This is a genomic window from Gryllotalpicola protaetiae (genome assembly GCF_003627055.1).
In the GTDB taxonomy this organism is placed as follows: Bacteria; Actinomycetota; Actinomycetes; order Actinomycetales; family Microbacteriaceae; genus Gryllotalpicola; species Gryllotalpicola protaetiae.
In genome coordinates, this window is the sequence record NZ_CP032624.1 from 2,468,585 (window position 1) to 2,485,353 (window position 16,769).

Below are 16,769 nucleotides of genomic sequence, written 5' to 3' on the forward strand. Positions count from 1 at the left end.
TCGGCCCAGGCATCCGATGCACTATGCAAACAGAGCATTCGTCAGCCGCAACAGGGGGGATTTGTTGTCGCGCAGCAACGGAATGCTGCGCCGGGCACTGCCGTGTTCAGTATCGGATGGCGTCGATCGGCTTGACCCGCACCGCGACGAGAGCCGGCAGCAGCCCCGCGAGAGCGCCGACACCGATGGCGACGAGCAGGCCGAGCGCGGCGGCCGACAGCGGGAACGCGGGGATGTCTTGCAGCCCCTGCCGCCGGAGGAAGCCCGAGACGAGCGGGTTCTCGAGGGCGAGGATCGCCGCCATCACCCCGACGATGCCGGCCACCGCCGTCGCGACGACGCTCTCCATCATGACGCCGGCGAAGACGCGGCCGGCGGTCGCGCCGAACGAGCGGCGGATGCCGATCTCGCGGATTCGCGCCCGCACCGTCACCATCGAGATGTTCAGCAGCCCGAGGGCTCCGAGCAGCAGGATCAGGCCGGCCGCCGCCCCGCCGACGACCTTGACGAAGAGCAGCGGGTCGCTGCCGCCGCCCGACTGATAGTCCTGACGGCCGACATCCACGGTCATCCCATCGCCCGCAGCGCGCGACAGATCGGCGCCCAAACGCTGCGACAGCGCGGAGGCGTGATGCGGCGGCACCCAGGCGAGATAGCTGACCTGGTTGCCGTCTTGTGTGGGCGAATCAGCGGGCACGAGCGCCGTGTACGCGTCGTAGAGCATCCACAGCTGCGTGTAGTGCGCGTCTCCGCCGGAGGCGACGCCGACGACGACCGCGTCGATCGCCGTGGGGCTCGACAGGTGGACGACCGGATGCGTGCGCAGGTCGGGACTGCCGAGAACCTTCCAGAGGCCCTCGTTGATGACCACGGCGGGCACCAGCCGTCGGCTGTCCTGCGCGGAGAACCAGGAACCTTCGACCATGCGGGTGCGGAACATCGTGCCGTACGCCGCGTCGACCGTGGACGACTGCAGGTAGACGTCGTCCGGCAGGCCGCGCAGCGTGATCTGGGGAGAGCCCTGGCGGCTCCAGTAGCGGATGTCGTAGCGCTTCAGCTCGTTCCTGACCTGCGCGTCGAAGGCGGTGACGGGAACGGCGGGGTTTCCGTCGTCGGTGTACGGCGGATTGATGCTGAGCATCGCGGGGCGCCCGCTGCCGCGCTCCATGTCTTCCACGACGGCCTGCTGCGCGACGGCCGAGATGGCCGCGATCGCGGTGAGTGCCATGATCGCGACGGCGACGCCGATGATCGACATGAGGACGCGGGCACGGTAGACGCGGAACTCCGCCCAGGCCTCCACCAGCACGCTGATCGGCCCCGTGATGGCTCTCATAAGGCGACCTCTGCGAGCGCCGGGCGCAGCACGCCGTCTTCGAGGCGGTAGCGGCGGCTCGCGAGCGCGGCGATGTCGGGGTCGTGCGTGATCGTGACGAGGGCGGCGCCGGTGTCGCGGGCGACCTCGTCGAGAAGGCTCATCACGGCACGTCCGGTGTCGATGTCGAGCGCGCCGGTCGGCTCGTCGGCGAGGATGACACGCGGCCCGCGCACCAGTGCGCGCGCGATCGCGACCCTCTGCTGTTCGCCGCCGGAGAGCCGGCTCGGCACCCATTCGGTGCGCTCACCGAGCCCGACGCGATCGAGCATGTCGAGGGCGAGCCGGCGGCGTCGCCAGAACTGACGCGGATGCGCGTAGAGCAGGGGCGTGGCGACGTTCTCGACTGCCGTGCGCCCCGGCAGCAGGTTGAACTGTTGGAAGATGAAGCCCACCTCGCGGCCGCGCCGCCGGTCGCGGGCCGCCGCCGACATGCGCCGCACGGGCACACCGTCGAAGACGATGCTGCCGTCGCTCGGCTCGTCGAGCAGGCCGAGGATGTTGAGCAGGGTCGACTTGCCCGAGCCGCTGCGGCCGACGATCGAGACGTGCTCGCCGGCGTCGACCACGAGATCGACGCCACGAAGAATGTGCAACGGCTCGTCATCGGGGATCGGCACGACGCGCGTGACGCCCTCGAGCTCGAGGATCGCCATCAGCCGCCGAATCCTGCCTGTGCGGCGTGCTGCTCGTCGGACTTCGACGGCACGAACTCGAGGATCTCGTCGCCCTTCTTGAGGCCGGACACGATCTGCACCGAGGTGCCGTCGAAGATGCCGAGCTGCACCTTGGCGGGTGTCGGCGCGGCGCCGTCGGCGCCCGGAAGATAGACGGTGCCCGCCGCCCCCGCGCCTTCCACCGCCGTTGCGGGCACCAGAAGGGCGTCGTCGGCGGAGCCGGCGCTGATCTTGACCTTTGCCGCGAGGCCGGCGAAGACCGTCGTGTCGGCGGGCACGGCGCAGCGCACGGTCGGGCCGCCGGTGGCCGGCGACCCCGAGCTGTCGGCAGAGGTGTCGCCGGCCGGGGCGCTAGAGTCACCCGCGCCGCCCGTCGAGCCGGCGAGCGGCGCGCTGATCGTCAGCCCGGTGCAGGTGAACGGTTCGGGGCCGCCGGAAATCGTCACCTGCGCCTCCGTCGGCTTCGAGAGAAGCCGGTACTGGTCGACGGCGGCGATCGTGCCAGAGACGTTGAAGGTCGGCGGGGCGACCTGCGCGAGCACGTCACCCACCGCGACCTCCTGACCGACGAGCGCCGTGAGGGAGGACAGGGTGCCGGCTGCGCCGGCCGGGACGACGACGTACTTGATGACCGGCGGTGCGGGCTCCGTGATCGGAGTGGTCGTGACCTCGCCCGTATCCGGATCGGTCGTCGTCTGGTTCTTCGTGACCGTTCCGGTCGACTCGATGGTCTGCTTGATCGTGACGAGGGCGGTGCCGCCGTCGACGTGCTGCCCTGCGGTCGCCGAGACCTTGGTGATCTCACCCGTGACGCTCGCGCGCACAGGCACCGCTGCGTCAGGGAACACCGTCGCCGAGAGGCTGACGTCGTTGTGGATGGACCCCGTGTGGACCGTCGTGACCGGATCGCTGACGGCGCCGGTCGGCACGATCTGGTCGCTGCCTGAGGTCGCGCCGTTGAAGAAGGCCAGCTTCACGAGCGCGACGCCGATGGCGGCGAACACCAGGATGCGGAGGATGGGGAACACCCAGCGTCGCACGACGCCCGGGGAAGCTGCGGTCATACGGGTCGCGTCTCCTTGTCGAGTGGTGGGCTTCCCCGAGGGGCAGCGCGCCTGGATCGCTCCTGTGCGGGTGCGCGCTGGCGCCACTGGGTCAACGATGCCGCCCATCGACCGGCGGGCGGAACCTAAACGACAGAATAGGGTCGAAAATCATCCTTGAGGAGGATCGCGCGCCGGTGTGAGCACGAGCTCTTCGTCAAAGAACCGCGTGCGGAAACGGCGGAAGCCCTCCCCGAAGGGAGGGCTTCCGCCGTTGCATTATGCAAGTTTTTGGTCGGGGTAGCGGGATTTGAACCCACGACCTCTTCGTCCCGAACGAAGCGCGCTACCAAACTGCGCCACACCCCGAGTGGCCCGAAGGCCTCCGCCAGTCTAGCCGATTCGGGGGCGGGGTTCGAATCGAGGGGCTAGCCGCTGGGGGTGGGGAGGGGGACGACCGGGTTCTGCGGCTCGGCCGGCTGGGTCGGCTGCTGCTGGGTCGGCTGCGTGGGCTGCGTCGGCTGAGCAGGCGTCGTCGCCGGTGCGGTCGGGGCCGTCGTCACCGGTGGCTTGTAGTTCTTGCCGTAGAGCATGCTCGACGGGGGAGCGTCCCAGTTCTCGCCGCCGTACACCTTGTTCAGGGCCGCGATGATCGGCTCAGCCACGACCAGCTTCGCGTCGCCGCCCTGCACATACCGGTGATTCGTCACCCCGCGGAAGCCCGTCTTGCGCAGGCTCTTGCTCGGGTTCTGCTGGAGGTTGCCGACCCAGGTCGCCTGCGCGACCTTCGAGCTCGAAGTGACGATCCAGTTCTGAATGGCGTCGTTGGAAGTACCGGTCTTGCCGAACAGCGGCACCCCGTCGTGCGGGTTCGCGAGCACGCCTGTGCCGTTGCCGGTGAGCACGGTCTTGAGGGCGTAGATCACGCCGTCCGCGATGTCCTTCGGAATCGTCTGCGTGCACTTGGTCTTCGGCACGGCGACGTTCGAACCGTCATCCGTCCGCGTGATCTTGTCGATCACGATCGGAGTGCAGGTGATGCCGCCGTTGGCGAAGGCTGCGTAGGCCTGCGCCATCTGGATCGGCGACACGTTGTTGGTGCCGATGGCGCTTGTCGGTGACGTCGACCAGGTGCCGCCACCCGTCTTCTTGTTGGGGTTCGCGACGTCGACGCCCATCGACTGAGCCAGGTGATGCACGTCGCACAGGTTCAGCTGCTGCGCCATCATCATGTAGATCGTGTTGATCGACTGCGCCGTGCCCTGCAGCACCGTGCGCACGCCATTCTCGGACGGCGTGTCGTTCTTCACCGAGAATGTGCCGTAGCTTTGGTACGGCGCGGTCGAGTTGCACTGTGTCTGGTACTTGTTGTAGGCGAACGTCGTACTCGACCCGTTGACCGACTGATAGAGCGTATGCCCCTGCTCGAGCCACTCCGCGAGCACGAACGGCTTGAACGACGACCCCGTCTGGAATCCGCTCGAACCGCCGTACGCGTACGGGGTGTTGTAGTTGAGCGACGTCGCCCCGGGGTCGCTGGTGGCGCCCGCGCTGTAGGTCTTGTTCTGCACCATCGTGACCACGCGGCCGGTGCCGACCTCCATCGACACGTTCGAGGCTCCGAGCGGGAAGCTCGGGTCGCCCGTGGAATGGGGGATGTACTGGTCGAGGGACGCCTGCGCCGTGTTCTGCAGGTCGAGATTCAGCGTCGTGTACACGTTGATGCCGCCGCGGCGGAAGAAGCGCTCGCGGTCGGCCGCGGTCTTGCCGAAGGTCGTGTCGTTCAGGATCGTGTCTTGCACGTAGTCGCAGAAGAATCCCGCGTCGTTCGCCTGCGCGCTCGTGCAGCCCGTCGGCGTCGGGGTGATCGTCGGCGTGATCGGCTGCTTCTTCGTGTCGTCGGCCTGCTTTTGCGTGATCTTGTGGTTCTTGACCATGCGGTCGAGCACGTAGTCGCGGCGGTCCTTCGTCGCCTTGAAGCCGTTCTCGGGGTTGCTGCCCGGGTTCTGCGCCTTGGTCTGGTCGATGCGCAGGTTCGCCGGGTTGTTGAGGATCGCGACGAGCGTCGCCGACTGGTTCAGGTCGAGCTTCGCCGCCGTCGTGTTGAAGTAGTACTGGGCGGCCGCCTGCACGCCGTAGACCTGGCCGCCGAAGCCGACGAGGTTCAGGTAGCCGAGCAGGATCTGCTGCTTCGAGTACTGCTTCGAGACGCCCGTCGCGTAGCGGATCTCTTGGATCTTCCGCGGGACAGTCACCCCCGCGGCATCCTGATAGCACGCGCTGAGCTTCTTCTGCTGCTCAGTCCGCACCTTGGTGCTCGCGTTCGCGTCGATCGGGTAGTCGGCCTCGCATCGCTGCACCAGCACGTTCTTCACGTACTGCTGCGTGATCGAGGAGCCGCCCTGCGTGCCATTCCCCGACACCGTGCTCGCCGCACCGCGCAGGATGCCGAGCACGTCGACGCCGCCCTCGGAGTAGAACCGCGGGTCCTCGGTGGCGACGGCCGCGTCTTTGACGGATTGCGAGACCTGGTCCCACGGAACGTCGATGCGGTTCTGGTAGTAGAACTGCGCGATCTTGACCCACTGGTCGTTCTGCGTCGCGTAGAAGGTCGTGTACTGGTCGGGCGCCTCGATCTTGAGGTAGTCGGGCAGAGCGTTGAACGACTCGATGCCCGACTTCGTCACCGTCGTGCCCGCGATCGCCGCCGGCGCGATGAGCACGCCGACGAGAACCCCCGCGATGGCGCTCATGCCGAGGAAGCCGCCAAGTGCTTTGGCGAGCCTCGTGCGGCGACCGGCTTCCGACCCAGACAAAGACATCGGTTCAGGCTAACCGGGCCGAATCAAAGCTTCCCTAGAGGGCGCCCGAGTGCGCGCTGAACGTTGTGCATGCGTTACGTGAGCGGCTAGACGGATGCCTGGCCCTCAGGGACCAGGGTCAGCAGCGTCGCCTCGGGCTTGCACGCGAAGCGCACCGGCGCGTAGATCGACGTGCCGAGGCCCGCGCTCACGTGCAGGTATGCCGAGCGCAGTTGGTGGCGCCACATGCTGAGCCCCTTCGCCTGCTTGCGCGGCAGGTCGCAGTTCGTGACGAGCGCACCGCAGCCCGGCACGCACACCTGGCCGCCGTGCGTGTGGCCGGCGAAGATCAGGCGCGCACCGTGGTCGATGAAGCTGTTGAGCACGTACTGGTAGGGGGCGTGGGCGACGCCGATGCGCACGGACCTTCCCTCTGCCGCCACGCCGGCCAAGGCATCCGCCGCAGCATCGAGGTCGTCGTAGTGGCGGTGCGGGTCGTCGACGCCGAAGAACTCGAGCCGCGTGCCCTTGATCTCGATCGCCGTTGCCGTGTTGTTGAGGTCGGTGAACCCGAGCCCGTCGAGATACGCCTTCAGACCCGCGATGTCGAGCGAGGTCGGCTTCGGGTGCAGCCTGCTCGGCCCCGTGAAGTACTTCACCGGGTTGCGGGGGCTCGGCCCGAAGTAGTCGTTCGACCCCCACACGTACACACCGGGCACACCCTTGAACGGCTCGAGGGCTGCGCGGATGCCGATCAGTCCGTCTTCATGACCGAGGTTGTCACCCGTGTCGACGATGAGGTCGGGCTTGAGCTGTGCCAGCTTCGTCAGCCACACCTGCTTCTCGCGCTGCCACGCCGCCATGTGCAGGTCGCTCAGGTGCAGCACCCTGATCGGTTCGGCCCCCGCCGGCAGCACCGGCGCGGTGAATTCGCGCAGCGTGAACTGCTTCCTCTCGATCAGCGAGGCGTAGGCGAAGGTCGCAGCGCCGACGGCGCCGACCGCGAGTGCGGCGGCGCCGAGAGTGCGCAGGGGGCTGCGGGTCATGGCTACGGGTTCTTTCCCGGGCCGCCGCCTTGGCCGCCGCCGGGCCCGCCACCGCCGCCTTGGCCGCCACCTGCGCCACCGCTCGGCTGCACCTGCAGCTGTACAGCTGTGCCCTTGTTCACGGGCGTGTTCGCGCCCGGGTTCTCGGCAGTGACCGTGCCGTTCGGGTCGCTGACGCCACCGGGCACCTGCGGCGTCAGGCCCGCCGCCATGAGTGTCGCGACGGCATCCGTCAGCTTCTTGCCCGTCACATCGGGCACGAGCACCTGGCTGCCGTCGGACTCGTAGATCGTCACGGTCGAGCCCTTGCTGAGCTTCGATCCTGCGGGCGGGTTCGTGCTCTGCACGGTGCCGGCGGGCTGCGAGCCCGGCTGCGGGCCGCCGTCGGCGAAGACGAAGCCGAGGCCCTCGAGCACCTGCTGCGCCTGCTGCGGCGTCTTCCCCGAGAGATCGGGGATGCCGACCTGCGGGCCGTTCACGCTGAGCGCATCGGGCGTCGGGAACGCGTCGCCGCCGTACGTCTTGTCGAGGTTCGTGAGGATCGATTTCGCGATCGGGAACTTCACGTTGCGGCCCTGGACGTGGTTGAACGTCAAGTCCTGGAAGGCGTAGTTGCCCGAGACGTTGCCGACCCAGGTGGCGTTCGCGACCTTGGTCGTCGAGGTGACGAGCCAGTTCTGCACGCCGGGCTCACCGTCCTTGCCGTTGGCCGTACCGGTCTTGCCCATGATCGGGACGCCGTCCTTCGGGTTCGCGGCGGCACCCGTGCCGGAGCCGACCAGCGGGCCGTTGGCGAGGGCGTAGGTCACGCCGGCCGCGATCTTCGGGTCGATGGCCTGGGTGCAGGTGGTCTGCGGAACGGGCAGATCCTTGCCCGTGGCATCCGTCACCTTGTCGATGTAGATGGGGCTGCAGGTCTTGCCGCCGTTCGCGATGCCGGCGTACGCGACCGCCATGTCGAGCGGGGAGACGTAGTTGGTGCCGAGAATCGACGACGGGTTGTCGGCGAGCTGTGCCGGCACTGGCTTGCCGTTGGCGTCGGTGACATTCACCAGCACACCCTTGGAGTTGTACTGCTGCTCGTACGGGTACGCGGGCTTCACGCCGAGCGCGGCCGCGTCGTTGCGCAGCGAGCACAGGTCGAACTGCTCGCCCATCACCGCGAAGGCGGTGTTGATCGACAGGGCGGTCGCCTTCAGCACCGTCATCGGGCCGCCCTCGCCCGATTCGTCGTTCTTCAGCTGCCAGGCGGGGCCGTTCGGGGTGTCGCACGAGCTGTGGTACTTGCTCTGCGGGATCGTCGCCCGGCTGACGGGGGCGTTGACGATGTCGTTGAGGGCGTGCCCGGCCTTCAGCCATTCGACGAGGCTGAACGCCTTGTAGGTCGACCCGGTCTGGAATCCGCTTGACCCGCCGTGGTTGTAGTCGAAGGTGTAGGCGGTCTGCGTCGAATTGCCCTGTGACGTGGTCGTCGGGTTGAACGGCCGGTTCTGCACGGCGAGCACGACACGGCCCGTGTTGAGCTCGACCGACACGTCGGCGCCGCCGATGTTGAACCTCGGGTCGCTCGGCGGGATGTAGCTGCTGAGCGCCTGCTGCGCCTGGCTCTGCAGGTCGAGGTTCAGCGCCGTGTAGATGTTGAGCCCGCCGTGGTTCAGCAGGGCATCCCGATCGTCCTGCGTCTTGCCGAACACCGGGTTGTGCTGAATCTCGTACATAACCGCGTCGCAGTAGAACGCTGCGTCCTGGCCGGCGGCCTGGGCGCAGCCGGAAGGCTGCGGCGTGATCGTCGGCTCGATCTTCGTCTTCACCGCGTCGTCGTACTGCTGCTGCGTGATCGTCTTGGCCTTGAGCATCGAGCGCAGCACGTAGTTGCGGCGGTCGAGTGTCGCCTTGAAGCCGTTCGCCGTGCCGTTCAGCTTGTTGTTCGGCAGGTCGATGCGCAGGTTGTTCGGGTTGTTGACGATCGCGATGAGCGTGGCCGCCTGCTGCAGGTTGAGCTGGGCGGCGGTGGTGTTGAAGTAGTAGCGCGCGGCCGACTCGATGCCGTAGACCTGGCCGCCGAAGCCCGCGATGTTGAGGTAGCCGAGCAGGATGTCCTGCTTGTTGTACTTCTTCTCGACACCGATGGCGAGCTTCATCTCTTGCACCTTGCGCGAGAGGCCGTCGAGGCCGGTCGCGTCGGTGTAGCTGTTGTAGCAGTCCTGGTACTTCTTCGTCAGCGCCGCCTGCGCCGCCTGCTGCTGCTCAGCCGTGCCGGTGTCGTCAGGGAGGACGTTGTACTTCTCGCAGGTCTGCAGGCGCACGTTCTTCACGTACTGCTGGGTGATCGACGAGCCGCCCTGCGTCTCGCCGCTCTTGTTGAGCAGGTCGTTCACCAGGGCGCGCGTCGTGCCCTGCACGTCGATCGCGCCGTGGGAGTAGAAGCGCGGGTCCTCTGTGCTGACCGCTGCGTCCTTGGTGATCTGGTTGATCTGGTCCCAGGTGTCGACGATGCGGTTCTGCGAGTAGAACGTCGCGATCGGCACGTCCTTGCCGCCCTGCTTCGCGTACATCGTCGAACGCGTCGCCAGGGAGTCGATCTTCAAGTATTCGGGCAGGCCCTGGAACACGCCGATGCTGTTGTTCGCAGCCATGCCGGTCACCGCGACAGCAGGTGTGACCGCTGCAGCGACGAGCAGACCGGCCACCGCGCTCATCGCAACGAAGCCGAGCAGCCCGCCGAGCACACCTCTGGCAGTGAGTTTTCGGGCAGACATAGGATGCAGGTTACAGGCGACTGGCTGGCAACTTGCTCGCCAGCGCGTGCTCGCGCCCGATTCTGAGGAGATCCGTTGCCCCGCTGGGAATACGTCACGACGCCCCTTCTACTTCACCGCGAGACCGCGATCTTGAACAACTGGGGTTCAGAGGGGTGGGAACTCGTACAGGTGATCACCTCGGCTGAGGGCGGGTTGATCGCGTTCTTCAAGCGGCCGGTTGCCGAGAGTTGAGGCGTGCGGATGCCTGCTGAATCGACGCTTGCCTCACTGGGCATCGTGCTGCCGTCCGTCCCGGCGCCGGCCGGGGCATATGTTCCCGCCGTCGTGTCAGGTTCCTACGTCTACACGGCGGGGCAGCTGCCTCTTGTGGAGGGCGCTCTGCCCGCGACCGGGAAGGTCGGCGACGGGCACGGGCTCGTTCCTGCCTCTGACGCTCATGACTATGCGCGGACTGCCGCCATCAACGCGCTGGCGGCGGCGCGCTCGGTGCTCGGGTCTCTCGACCGGATCACCCAGGTGGTGAAGGTCGTCGGGTTCGTGGCATCCGACCCCTCTTTCACCGGTCAGCCCGGGGTCGTCAATGGCGCCTCTGAGCTGCTCGGCGCCGTCTTCGGCCCGGAGATCGGGGCGCATGCTCGCTCGGCGGTCGGCGTGGCGGTGCTGCCGCTCGACTCGCCGGTCGAGGTCGAGCTGGTCCTCGAGTTCGTTTAACCCCCCGGGGGTTCCGCGGTGGAATCGCTCTCGGGCGCACGTTTTCGGAGATTTCGTGCGCCCCACGCGGTTTCCACCGCAGGCGCTTCGAGGGTCACCAGAGGTGGAGCCGCTGCGCGATGGTCCGCCCGATCTCCTCAGCCACATCGGCCCACGCGAAGATGACCTCGGCATACCCGTATCTCAGCACCGTGTACCCCATGCGCTTCAGCCGCCGATCCTGAGCCCGATCGCGCGCGAGCTGCACGGGATCCGTCAGGTGCTGCTTGCCGTCGAGCTGAATGATCAGCCGATCGCCGATCAGCAAGTCGACCGGGTGGCCGTCGATCTTCACCTGTTCCCTGGTGGCGATGCCCGCCCAGAAGAGCCGTACCCGCGCGATGGACTCGATGCCCGAGTCGGATTGCGTGCTCGTCAGCGCCACGACTCGCCGGAAGCGGCCCCCGTACACCTTCGCCAAAGCGCGCAACTCGTCGATGTGGATCTGACCCTGGCGCACTGCGGAGTCGAATACCGCGACCGCGTACTCAACGGGCTGACACTTCGCGACGTGCATGAGCATGTTGACGACGGATTCCAGCGCGAACAGGTCACCGACAGGGTCCACGGGATGCCTGGTCCAGTGCAGCACAGCCGGCGGCGTCACCTCGTCGGGGGCTGCATGCGAGTTGAGGGCGCGCGGTGCCACGTGGAATTTCTCGTCGTCAATAGCCCAGAGCCCACGATGAAGTGCTGCACTGACGCAGGCGAGTCTGCTGCCGAGGCGTACGGCGCGGAGCAGTTCCGGGTTTGCGGCTCGTCGGGCGACGACGTGCCTGCCGATTGCGATGAGCTGTCCGGACGCGACGAAGCGGCGGAGCTGCGGATCGGTCCAGCCAAGGTCGCGCAGCTTGCCCCGAGTGCCGAAGCCGGCGTTGAGGTCGAGGTATTGGGTGGGTGTCATGCCTGACAGGATCGTCGGGCTCAGGCATCCGCCCCTTCATGGTGGCGCTCAATTGTGGAGGGCTCTGCATGGTCCACCCCTGTGCAGGGAGAGACGTGAGGAAGAATGCCGCTGGGGCTCACGTTATTCGCGAAAACGTGAGCCCCAGGCGACAGACACCGCGGTGTCGCGCCCGCGCTAGTTGACCGCCTTCGCGATGACCTGCATGACCGCCGTGTCGGCGAGAGTGGTGGTGTCACCGACCTCGCGGCCCTCGGCCACGTCACGCAGCAGGCGGCGCATGATCTTCCCTGAGCGGGTCTTCGGCAGCTCGTTCACGACGAACACCTGCCGGGGCCGGGCAATGGGGCCGATCTGCTGCGCCACATGGTTCCTCAGCTCGAGGGCGACCTCGTCGGGCGAGGTGGCGTTCTCGCGCTGCGAGTCCTTGACGATCACGAACGCGACCACGGCCTGACCGGTGGTGTCATCGGATGCCCCGACCACGGCCGCCTCCGCCGTGAGCGGGTGCGAGACGAGCGCCGACTCGATCTCGGCGGTCGAGAGCCGGTGACCGGAGACGTTCATGACGTCGTCGACGCGGCCGAGCAGCCAGATCTCTCCGTCCTTGTCCTTCCGGGCGCCATCGCCGGCGAAGTAGTAGCCGCGGTCCTTGAACATCTCCCAATAGGTGGCGATGAAGCGGTCGGGGTCGCCCCAGATGCCGCGCGCCATCGACGGCCACGGCTCCGTGATGACGAGTAAGCCGCCTTCGTCGGGGCCGACGGATTCCCCGGCATCCGTCACCACATCGACCGAGATGCCGGGAAGCGGGACCTGCGCGCTGCCCGGCTTCAGCGTGGTGATGCCGGGCAGGGCGCTGACCATGATCGCGCCGGTCTCGGTCTGCCACCACGTGTCGACGACGGGGGTCTTGTTGTCGCCGATGATCTCGCGGTACCAGACCCAGGCCTCAGGGTTGATCGGCTCGCCGACCGAGCCGAGCAGGCGCAGCGATGACAGGTCGCGCGACTGCGGGATCTGGCGGCCCTGCTTCATGAAGCCGCGGATCGCGGTGGGCGCCGCATAGAAGAGGGTCACCTTGTACTTCTCGATGATGTCCCACCAGCGGCCGGGCTCGGGCGTCTCGGGGGTGCCCTCGTAGATCACCTCGGTGGCGCCGTTGGCGAGCGGGCCGTAGACGACGTAGGAGTGGCCGGTGATCCATCCGATATCGGCCGTCGACCAGTAGACGTCGCTCTCGGGGTGCAGGTCGAAGACGTTCTTGTGGGTGTAGGCAGCCTGGGTCAGGTATCCGCCCGTGGTGTGCAGGATGCCCTTCGGCTTACCCGTGGTGCCGGACGTGTACAGGATGAACAGGGGATGCTCGGCCGCGAACGGCTTCGCCATGTGCTCGTCGCTCACCTGGGCGATCTCGTCGTGCCACCACAGGTCGCGCCCCGGGGTCCAGTCGACGGGGTTCTCGCCGCGCTTGACGACGAGCACGTGCTCGACCGACTTCGCCGGCCCGTCGCCGTGGTCGATCGCGAGGGCCTCGTCGACCGCCGGCTTGAGCGGAGCGACCTTGCCCTTGCGCCAGCCGCCGTCGGCGGTGATGACGAGCTTCGCCTGGGCGTCGTCGATGCGGGCGCGCAGGCTCTCGGCCGAGAATCCGCCGAAGACGACGGAGTGCACGGCACCGATGCGGGCCACCGCAAGCATCGCGACGATCGCCTCGGGGATCATCGGCAGGTAGATCGCCACCCGGTCGCCCTCGCGCACGCCGAGGGCGGTCAGCAGGTTCGCCGCCTTCTTCACCTCGGCCGTGAGCTCGGCGTAGGTGACGGCACGGGAGTCGCCGGGCTCGCCCTCCCAGTAGAGCGCCACGCGGTCGCCGTTGCCGGCCAGCACGTGCCGGTCGAGGCAGTTGTAGGCCACGTTCAGCTCGCCGTCGTCGAACCACTTCGCGAAGGGCGGGTTCGTCCAGTCGAGTGTTCGAGTGAACGGCTTCGACCAGTGCAACAGGCTCTTCGACTGCTCGGCCCAGAAGGCGAGGCGATCTTCGCTCGCTGCCTCGTACAGTGCAGGGGTCGCCACGGCATTCGCACTGAAGGCCTCGTCAGGCGGGAAGCGCCGAGACTCGTGCATCAGATTGTCGATGGTGTCGACCATGCGTGTTCGCTCCTTTGCGAGACGTGGATGGGGCCGGCCGAGGGGACTCTGAGACCGCGGTTTTGACCCTACGCCACCAACCGTTCGAACCTCGACGATTGAATATGTTGCACCTGGTGCGCTATCGCGTACACTGAAACACGGCTCGGTCAACGAGCTCGCGGCGTGCGTGGTTCCCCCCAACTATCGCGTCGCTGTGGCGGCACCAGTTCCCCCCAATTGGTGCCGCCCCCTTCTGTTTAACGGGCTTGTTCTGTTGGCGGGTTCGGTCGCTCTTCCCGCTCACAGGGCGGCGGGCGGATGCTTGCTCCACCGTTCAGAGCCCGCCGGTCTGCGCGGCGTCCGAGGTTCTTCCTAGCGTTCCTCACGTGACCGATCGATCCGCCGCAGAACCGCAGGCCCCCTTCGTGCCGCGGCGTGCCGTGGCGCAGTCGCGGTCGCGCGGCGGCCCGACGGTGACGCCCCCGGCTTCGAGTCAGGCGCGGGGCGGGCCCGGGGGAGCGGTCGGGCCGCCGCTCTCTTCCCTTGGGATCGAGGCCGCGCGCGGGGGCGTCGTCGGGCTGCCGCCTCCTTCCGTCGCGCTCGACGCCGAGCTGGCGGACGCGTTCGGTCCGCTCGCGCCGTACCTCTCCCTGCCAGCGGTGACCGACGTGCTCGTCGCGCCCGGCGGCGAGGTCTGGCTCGACGAGGGCGCAGGGCTGCGGCGCGACGACGTGCGGCCGCTGCCCGAAGCCGAGGCGCAGGCTCTTGCGGTGCGGCTGATCGCGCTCGGCGGGCGACACCTCGACGTGGCGTCGCCCCTGGGCGATGTGCGGCTCGGCAGCGGCATCCGTGTCCACGCGGCGCTGCCGCCGGTCTCCGTGGGCGGCACGGCGATCTCGATCCGCGTGCCGCGCGCCGCGGGACTCTCGCTCGACGAGCTGGCGGCGGCGGGCACCGCGACCGAGTCGCAGCGAGCGGCGCTCGCGGCGGCGGTGGTCGGTCGGAAGAACCTGCTGGTCACCGGCGCGACCGGATCGGGGAAGACCACACTGCTCGCCGCACTGCTGGCGCTCGCGCCGCCGGGCGAGCGCATCGTCATCATCGAGGACCTCGCCGAACTGCAGGTGCGCCACCCGCATGTGGTGTCGCTCGAGGCGCGGCAGGCGAACCTCGAGGGCGCGGGCGAGATCGGTCTGGCGCGGCTCGTGCGCGAGGCGCTGCGCATGCGCCCGGACCGGCTCGTCGTGGGGGAGTGTCGCGGCGCGGAGATCCGCGAGCTGTTCTCCGCGCTGAACACCGGCCACGACGGCGGCGCAGGAACGCTGCACGCGAGCTCGCTCGCCGACGTGCCCGCGCGCATCGAGGCGCTCGGCGCGCTTGCGGGGCTGGGGGCCGACGCCGTCGCGCGTCAGGCCGCGAGCGCGATCGACCTGGTGGTGCACGTGGCTCGAGTCGAGGGGCGTCGCGTGATCGCGGCGATGGGTGAGCTGACGGCGGATGCCTCGGGCCGACTCCAGGTGGTCGAGCGATGAACGGCGTCGCCGATGCTCTCGACGAGGTCGCCGCGGTCGCGCAGCGCCTCGCCGTGCTGCTCGCGGCGGGAGTGACGCCGGAGCGGGCATGGGGGTTTCTCTCTGAGGCGAGCCCGACCCTTGCGGAGTCCGCGGAGCCGGCGTCTCGAAAGGGTCGCAGCGGGGGATCGTTTCGCGACGCGCGTGCCGCGCGCTCCTCAACGTTCGGCGTGCTCGCCGTGGCGGCGGCCGTCGCCGCTCGTGCCCGCGACGTCGCCGCCGCGATCACCGCGGAGTGCGCGAACGCGCCGCCGAGCCGAGCCGAGCGGCATCCGGCCGTCGCGTGGGGTCTGTTCGCGGCGACGTGGTCGGTGGCGATGAGGTCGGGGGCGCCGCCGGGCGCGGCGCTGGCGGGCTTCGCGGCAAGCATCCGCCGGGCTGCTGCCTTGCATCGCGAGCTCGGCGTCGCCTTCGCGGGGCCGCGGGCGACAGCGAGGCTCGTGGGTCTGCTTCCGCTGGTCGCGCTCGGGTTCGGGGCGCTGCTCGGCTTCGACACCGTGCATGTGCTGACGGCGACTCCGGTGGGATGGGTGTGCGTCGGCGGCGGTGTCGCCCTGATGGTCGGCTCGCGGCGGTGGAGCGGCCGACTGCTCGCTGCCGCCGAGCCGCGCGAGCTCGTGCCGGGGCTGCTGCCCGAGCTTGTTGCCGTGGCGATGCAGTCGGGTACGTCGGTGGCTCGCGCGCGTGGGCTCGCCGTGAGCGCCCTCGCCGAGCACGCCCCATTCCTGAACGGCGACGCGCTCGACGCCGACGAGGCCGCCGTCGACGCCGTGCTCGACCTCGCGGCCCGAGCCGGCGCGCCGACGGTCGGACTGCTGCTCGCCGAAGCCGAGCGTCGCCGAGCCGACGCCGATGCGGCGGGGCGCGCAGCCGCGGCATCCGTCGCGGTCCGGCTCGTCGTGCCGCTCTCGGTGTGCGTGCTGCCGGCCTTCATGCTGCTCGGCGTGGTGCCGGTGCTCGTGGCGCTGCTCACCGGTTCGGGCATCCGTCTCGCCTAGATACGGATGCCCGAACGGCTCACGCCACCGGATCCTCCTCTTCGACGTCGTCGCGCTCGCCGGTTTCCCCGACCTCGACGGCTTCGGGAGTCGGCATGAGCTCGGCCCGCGGACTCGCCTCAGCGATGCCCTTGAGCCGCTTCGCGTCGGCGCGCGAGCGAGCGCTGGCCTTGTACGCTCCGCGCACCTCGTCGGTGACGAGGTCGGTCAGGAACGCCCACGGGTCGGTCGTCACCATCAGCCAGGTGTGGCGCTTTCCCCAGGTCTCCTGCTCGAGGGTCTCGAACGCGACAGAGGCGACGCCGTGGGCGTCGATGGTCGCGCCGATCTCCGCAAGGACGCGCCGGCGCACCTCGGGCACGAGGCGCACCTCGGCCTGGCGGATGAACCCGTCGCGCTCGTCCTCGCCGAGGTGCATGCCGAAGTCGAGGTCGCGGATGCGGGTGATGAAGTCGCGGAGCGCGCGATCGCTCCAGCTCGAGTCGTTCATGGTCATGCCTGTCGTGTGGGGTGGTCGTGAATCAAACCGGGAAGGGTCGGCGAAGGCCGGCCCGAGCGGCTATGCCTCGGACGAGGCAAGGCTCCCCGGGGTCACGGCGATCACCGACTGAACAGACACGAGCACTGACGTTAGCCGCGGCCCCAATGCCGGTCAAGAGACCGGTCGGTCTTTCCGCGCACAGGCACCGGTTCGACGCGTTGTCCACCG

13 protein-coding genes and 1 tRNA gene are annotated in these 16,769 nt (G+C 68.6%); 4 read left to right on the forward strand and 10 right to left on the reverse strand.

Translation table 11 applies throughout. From position 1 onward, the window contains the following. Positions 1 to 106: 106 nt before the first annotated feature. From D7I44_RS12040 to D7I44_RS12070, 7 genes are all read right to left on the reverse strand, one after another. Positions 107 to 1,336 carry an ABC transporter permease gene (locus D7I44_RS12040; RefSeq protein ID WP_120789719.1) on the reverse strand — a complete coding sequence of 410 codons (1,230 nt, stop codon included), beginning with the start codon at positions 1,334 to 1,336 and terminating at the stop codon, positions 107 to 109. Beyond that, on the reverse strand, positions 1,333 to 2,031 hold the full coding sequence (locus D7I44_RS12045) for an ABC transporter ATP-binding protein (protein WP_120789720.1): 699 nt from the start codon (positions 2,029 to 2,031) through the stop codon (positions 1,333 to 1,335). The genes D7I44_RS12040 and D7I44_RS12045 overlap by 4 nt, the downstream gene beginning before the upstream one ends. Next, positions 2,031 to 3,116, reverse strand: coding sequence for an efflux RND transporter periplasmic adaptor subunit (locus D7I44_RS12050; RefSeq protein WP_120789721.1), 1,086 nt, complete (start codon positions 3,114 to 3,116; stop codon positions 2,031 to 2,033). The genes D7I44_RS12045 and D7I44_RS12050 overlap by 1 nt, the downstream gene beginning before the upstream one ends. Before the next feature lie 271 nt (positions 3,117 to 3,387). Continuing rightward, a tRNA-Pro gene (locus tag D7I44_RS12055) sits at positions 3,388 to 3,464 on the reverse strand. Between the two features lie 59 nt (positions 3,465 to 3,523). Further along, the gene (locus tag D7I44_RS12060; RefSeq protein ID WP_120789722.1) at positions 3,524 to 5,917 is read right to left on the reverse strand and encodes a transglycosylase domain-containing protein; all 2,394 of its coding nucleotides are present in this window, start codon (positions 5,915 to 5,917) and stop codon (positions 3,524 to 3,526) included. A gap of 86 nt (positions 5,918 to 6,003) precedes the next feature. Then, positions 6,004 to 6,942, reverse strand: coding sequence for a metallophosphoesterase (locus D7I44_RS12065; protein ID WP_120789723.1), 939 nt, complete (start codon positions 6,940 to 6,942; stop codon positions 6,004 to 6,006). A gap of 2 nt (positions 6,943 to 6,944) precedes the next feature. Then, positions 6,945 to 9,701: a transglycosylase domain-containing protein gene (locus D7I44_RS12070; protein ID WP_120789724.1), complete on the reverse strand. Its 2,757-nt coding sequence runs from the start codon at positions 9,699 to 9,701 to the stop codon at positions 6,945 to 6,947. Positions 9,702 to 9,776: 75 nt separating this feature from the next. Here D7I44_RS12070 and sp36 point away from each other — a divergent pair, with 75 nt between their 5' ends. Continuing rightward, positions 9,777 to 9,935: a Sp36 family protein gene (sp36, locus tag D7I44_RS12075; RefSeq protein ID WP_120789725.1), complete on the forward strand. Its 159-nt coding sequence runs from the start codon at positions 9,777 to 9,779 to the stop codon at positions 9,933 to 9,935. Positions 9,936 to 9,944: 9 nt separating this feature from the next. Next, the gene (locus D7I44_RS12080) at positions 9,945 to 10,415 is read left to right on the forward strand and encodes a RidA family protein (RefSeq protein WP_120789726.1); all 471 of its coding nucleotides are present in this window, start codon (positions 9,945 to 9,947) and stop codon (positions 10,413 to 10,415) included. 94 nt (positions 10,416 to 10,509) lie between these two features. Here the strand turns inward: D7I44_RS12080 and D7I44_RS12085 are convergent, their stop codons facing one another. Both D7I44_RS12085 and acs read right to left on the reverse strand, forming a co-directional pair. Continuing rightward, the gene (locus tag D7I44_RS12085) at positions 10,510 to 11,358 is read right to left on the reverse strand and encodes an endonuclease domain-containing protein (protein ID WP_120789727.1); all 849 of its coding nucleotides are present in this window, start codon (positions 11,356 to 11,358) and stop codon (positions 10,510 to 10,512) included. Positions 11,359 to 11,535: 177 nt separating this feature from the next. Next, entirely contained in the window at positions 11,536 to 13,509 is a 1,974-nt protein-coding gene (acs, locus tag D7I44_RS12090; RefSeq protein ID WP_120789728.1) for an acetate--CoA ligase, read from the reverse strand. 368 nt (positions 13,510 to 13,877) lie between these two features. On the opposite strand from acs, the gene D7I44_RS12095 reads away from it, so the two are divergent. Together D7I44_RS12095 and D7I44_RS12100 are read left to right on the forward strand one after the other, a co-directional pair. After that, positions 13,878 to 15,023, forward strand: a complete 1,146-nt coding sequence (locus tag D7I44_RS12095) for a TadA family conjugal transfer-associated ATPase (protein WP_342768578.1) — start codon at positions 13,878 to 13,880, stop codon at positions 15,021 to 15,023. Further along, positions 15,020 to 16,060, forward strand: coding sequence for a type II secretion system F family protein (locus D7I44_RS12100; protein WP_120789729.1), 1,041 nt, complete (start codon positions 15,020 to 15,022; stop codon positions 16,058 to 16,060). Before D7I44_RS12095 ends, D7I44_RS12100 begins: the two co-directional genes overlap by 4 nt. Positions 16,061 to 16,079: 19 nt before the next feature. Here the strand turns inward: D7I44_RS12100 and D7I44_RS12105 are convergent, their stop codons facing one another. Then, positions 16,080 to 16,556 carry a hypothetical protein gene (locus D7I44_RS12105; RefSeq protein ID WP_162940252.1) on the reverse strand — a complete coding sequence of 159 codons (477 nt, stop codon included), beginning with the start codon at positions 16,554 to 16,556 and terminating at the stop codon, positions 16,080 to 16,082. Positions 16,557 to 16,769 lie beyond the last annotated feature (213 nt).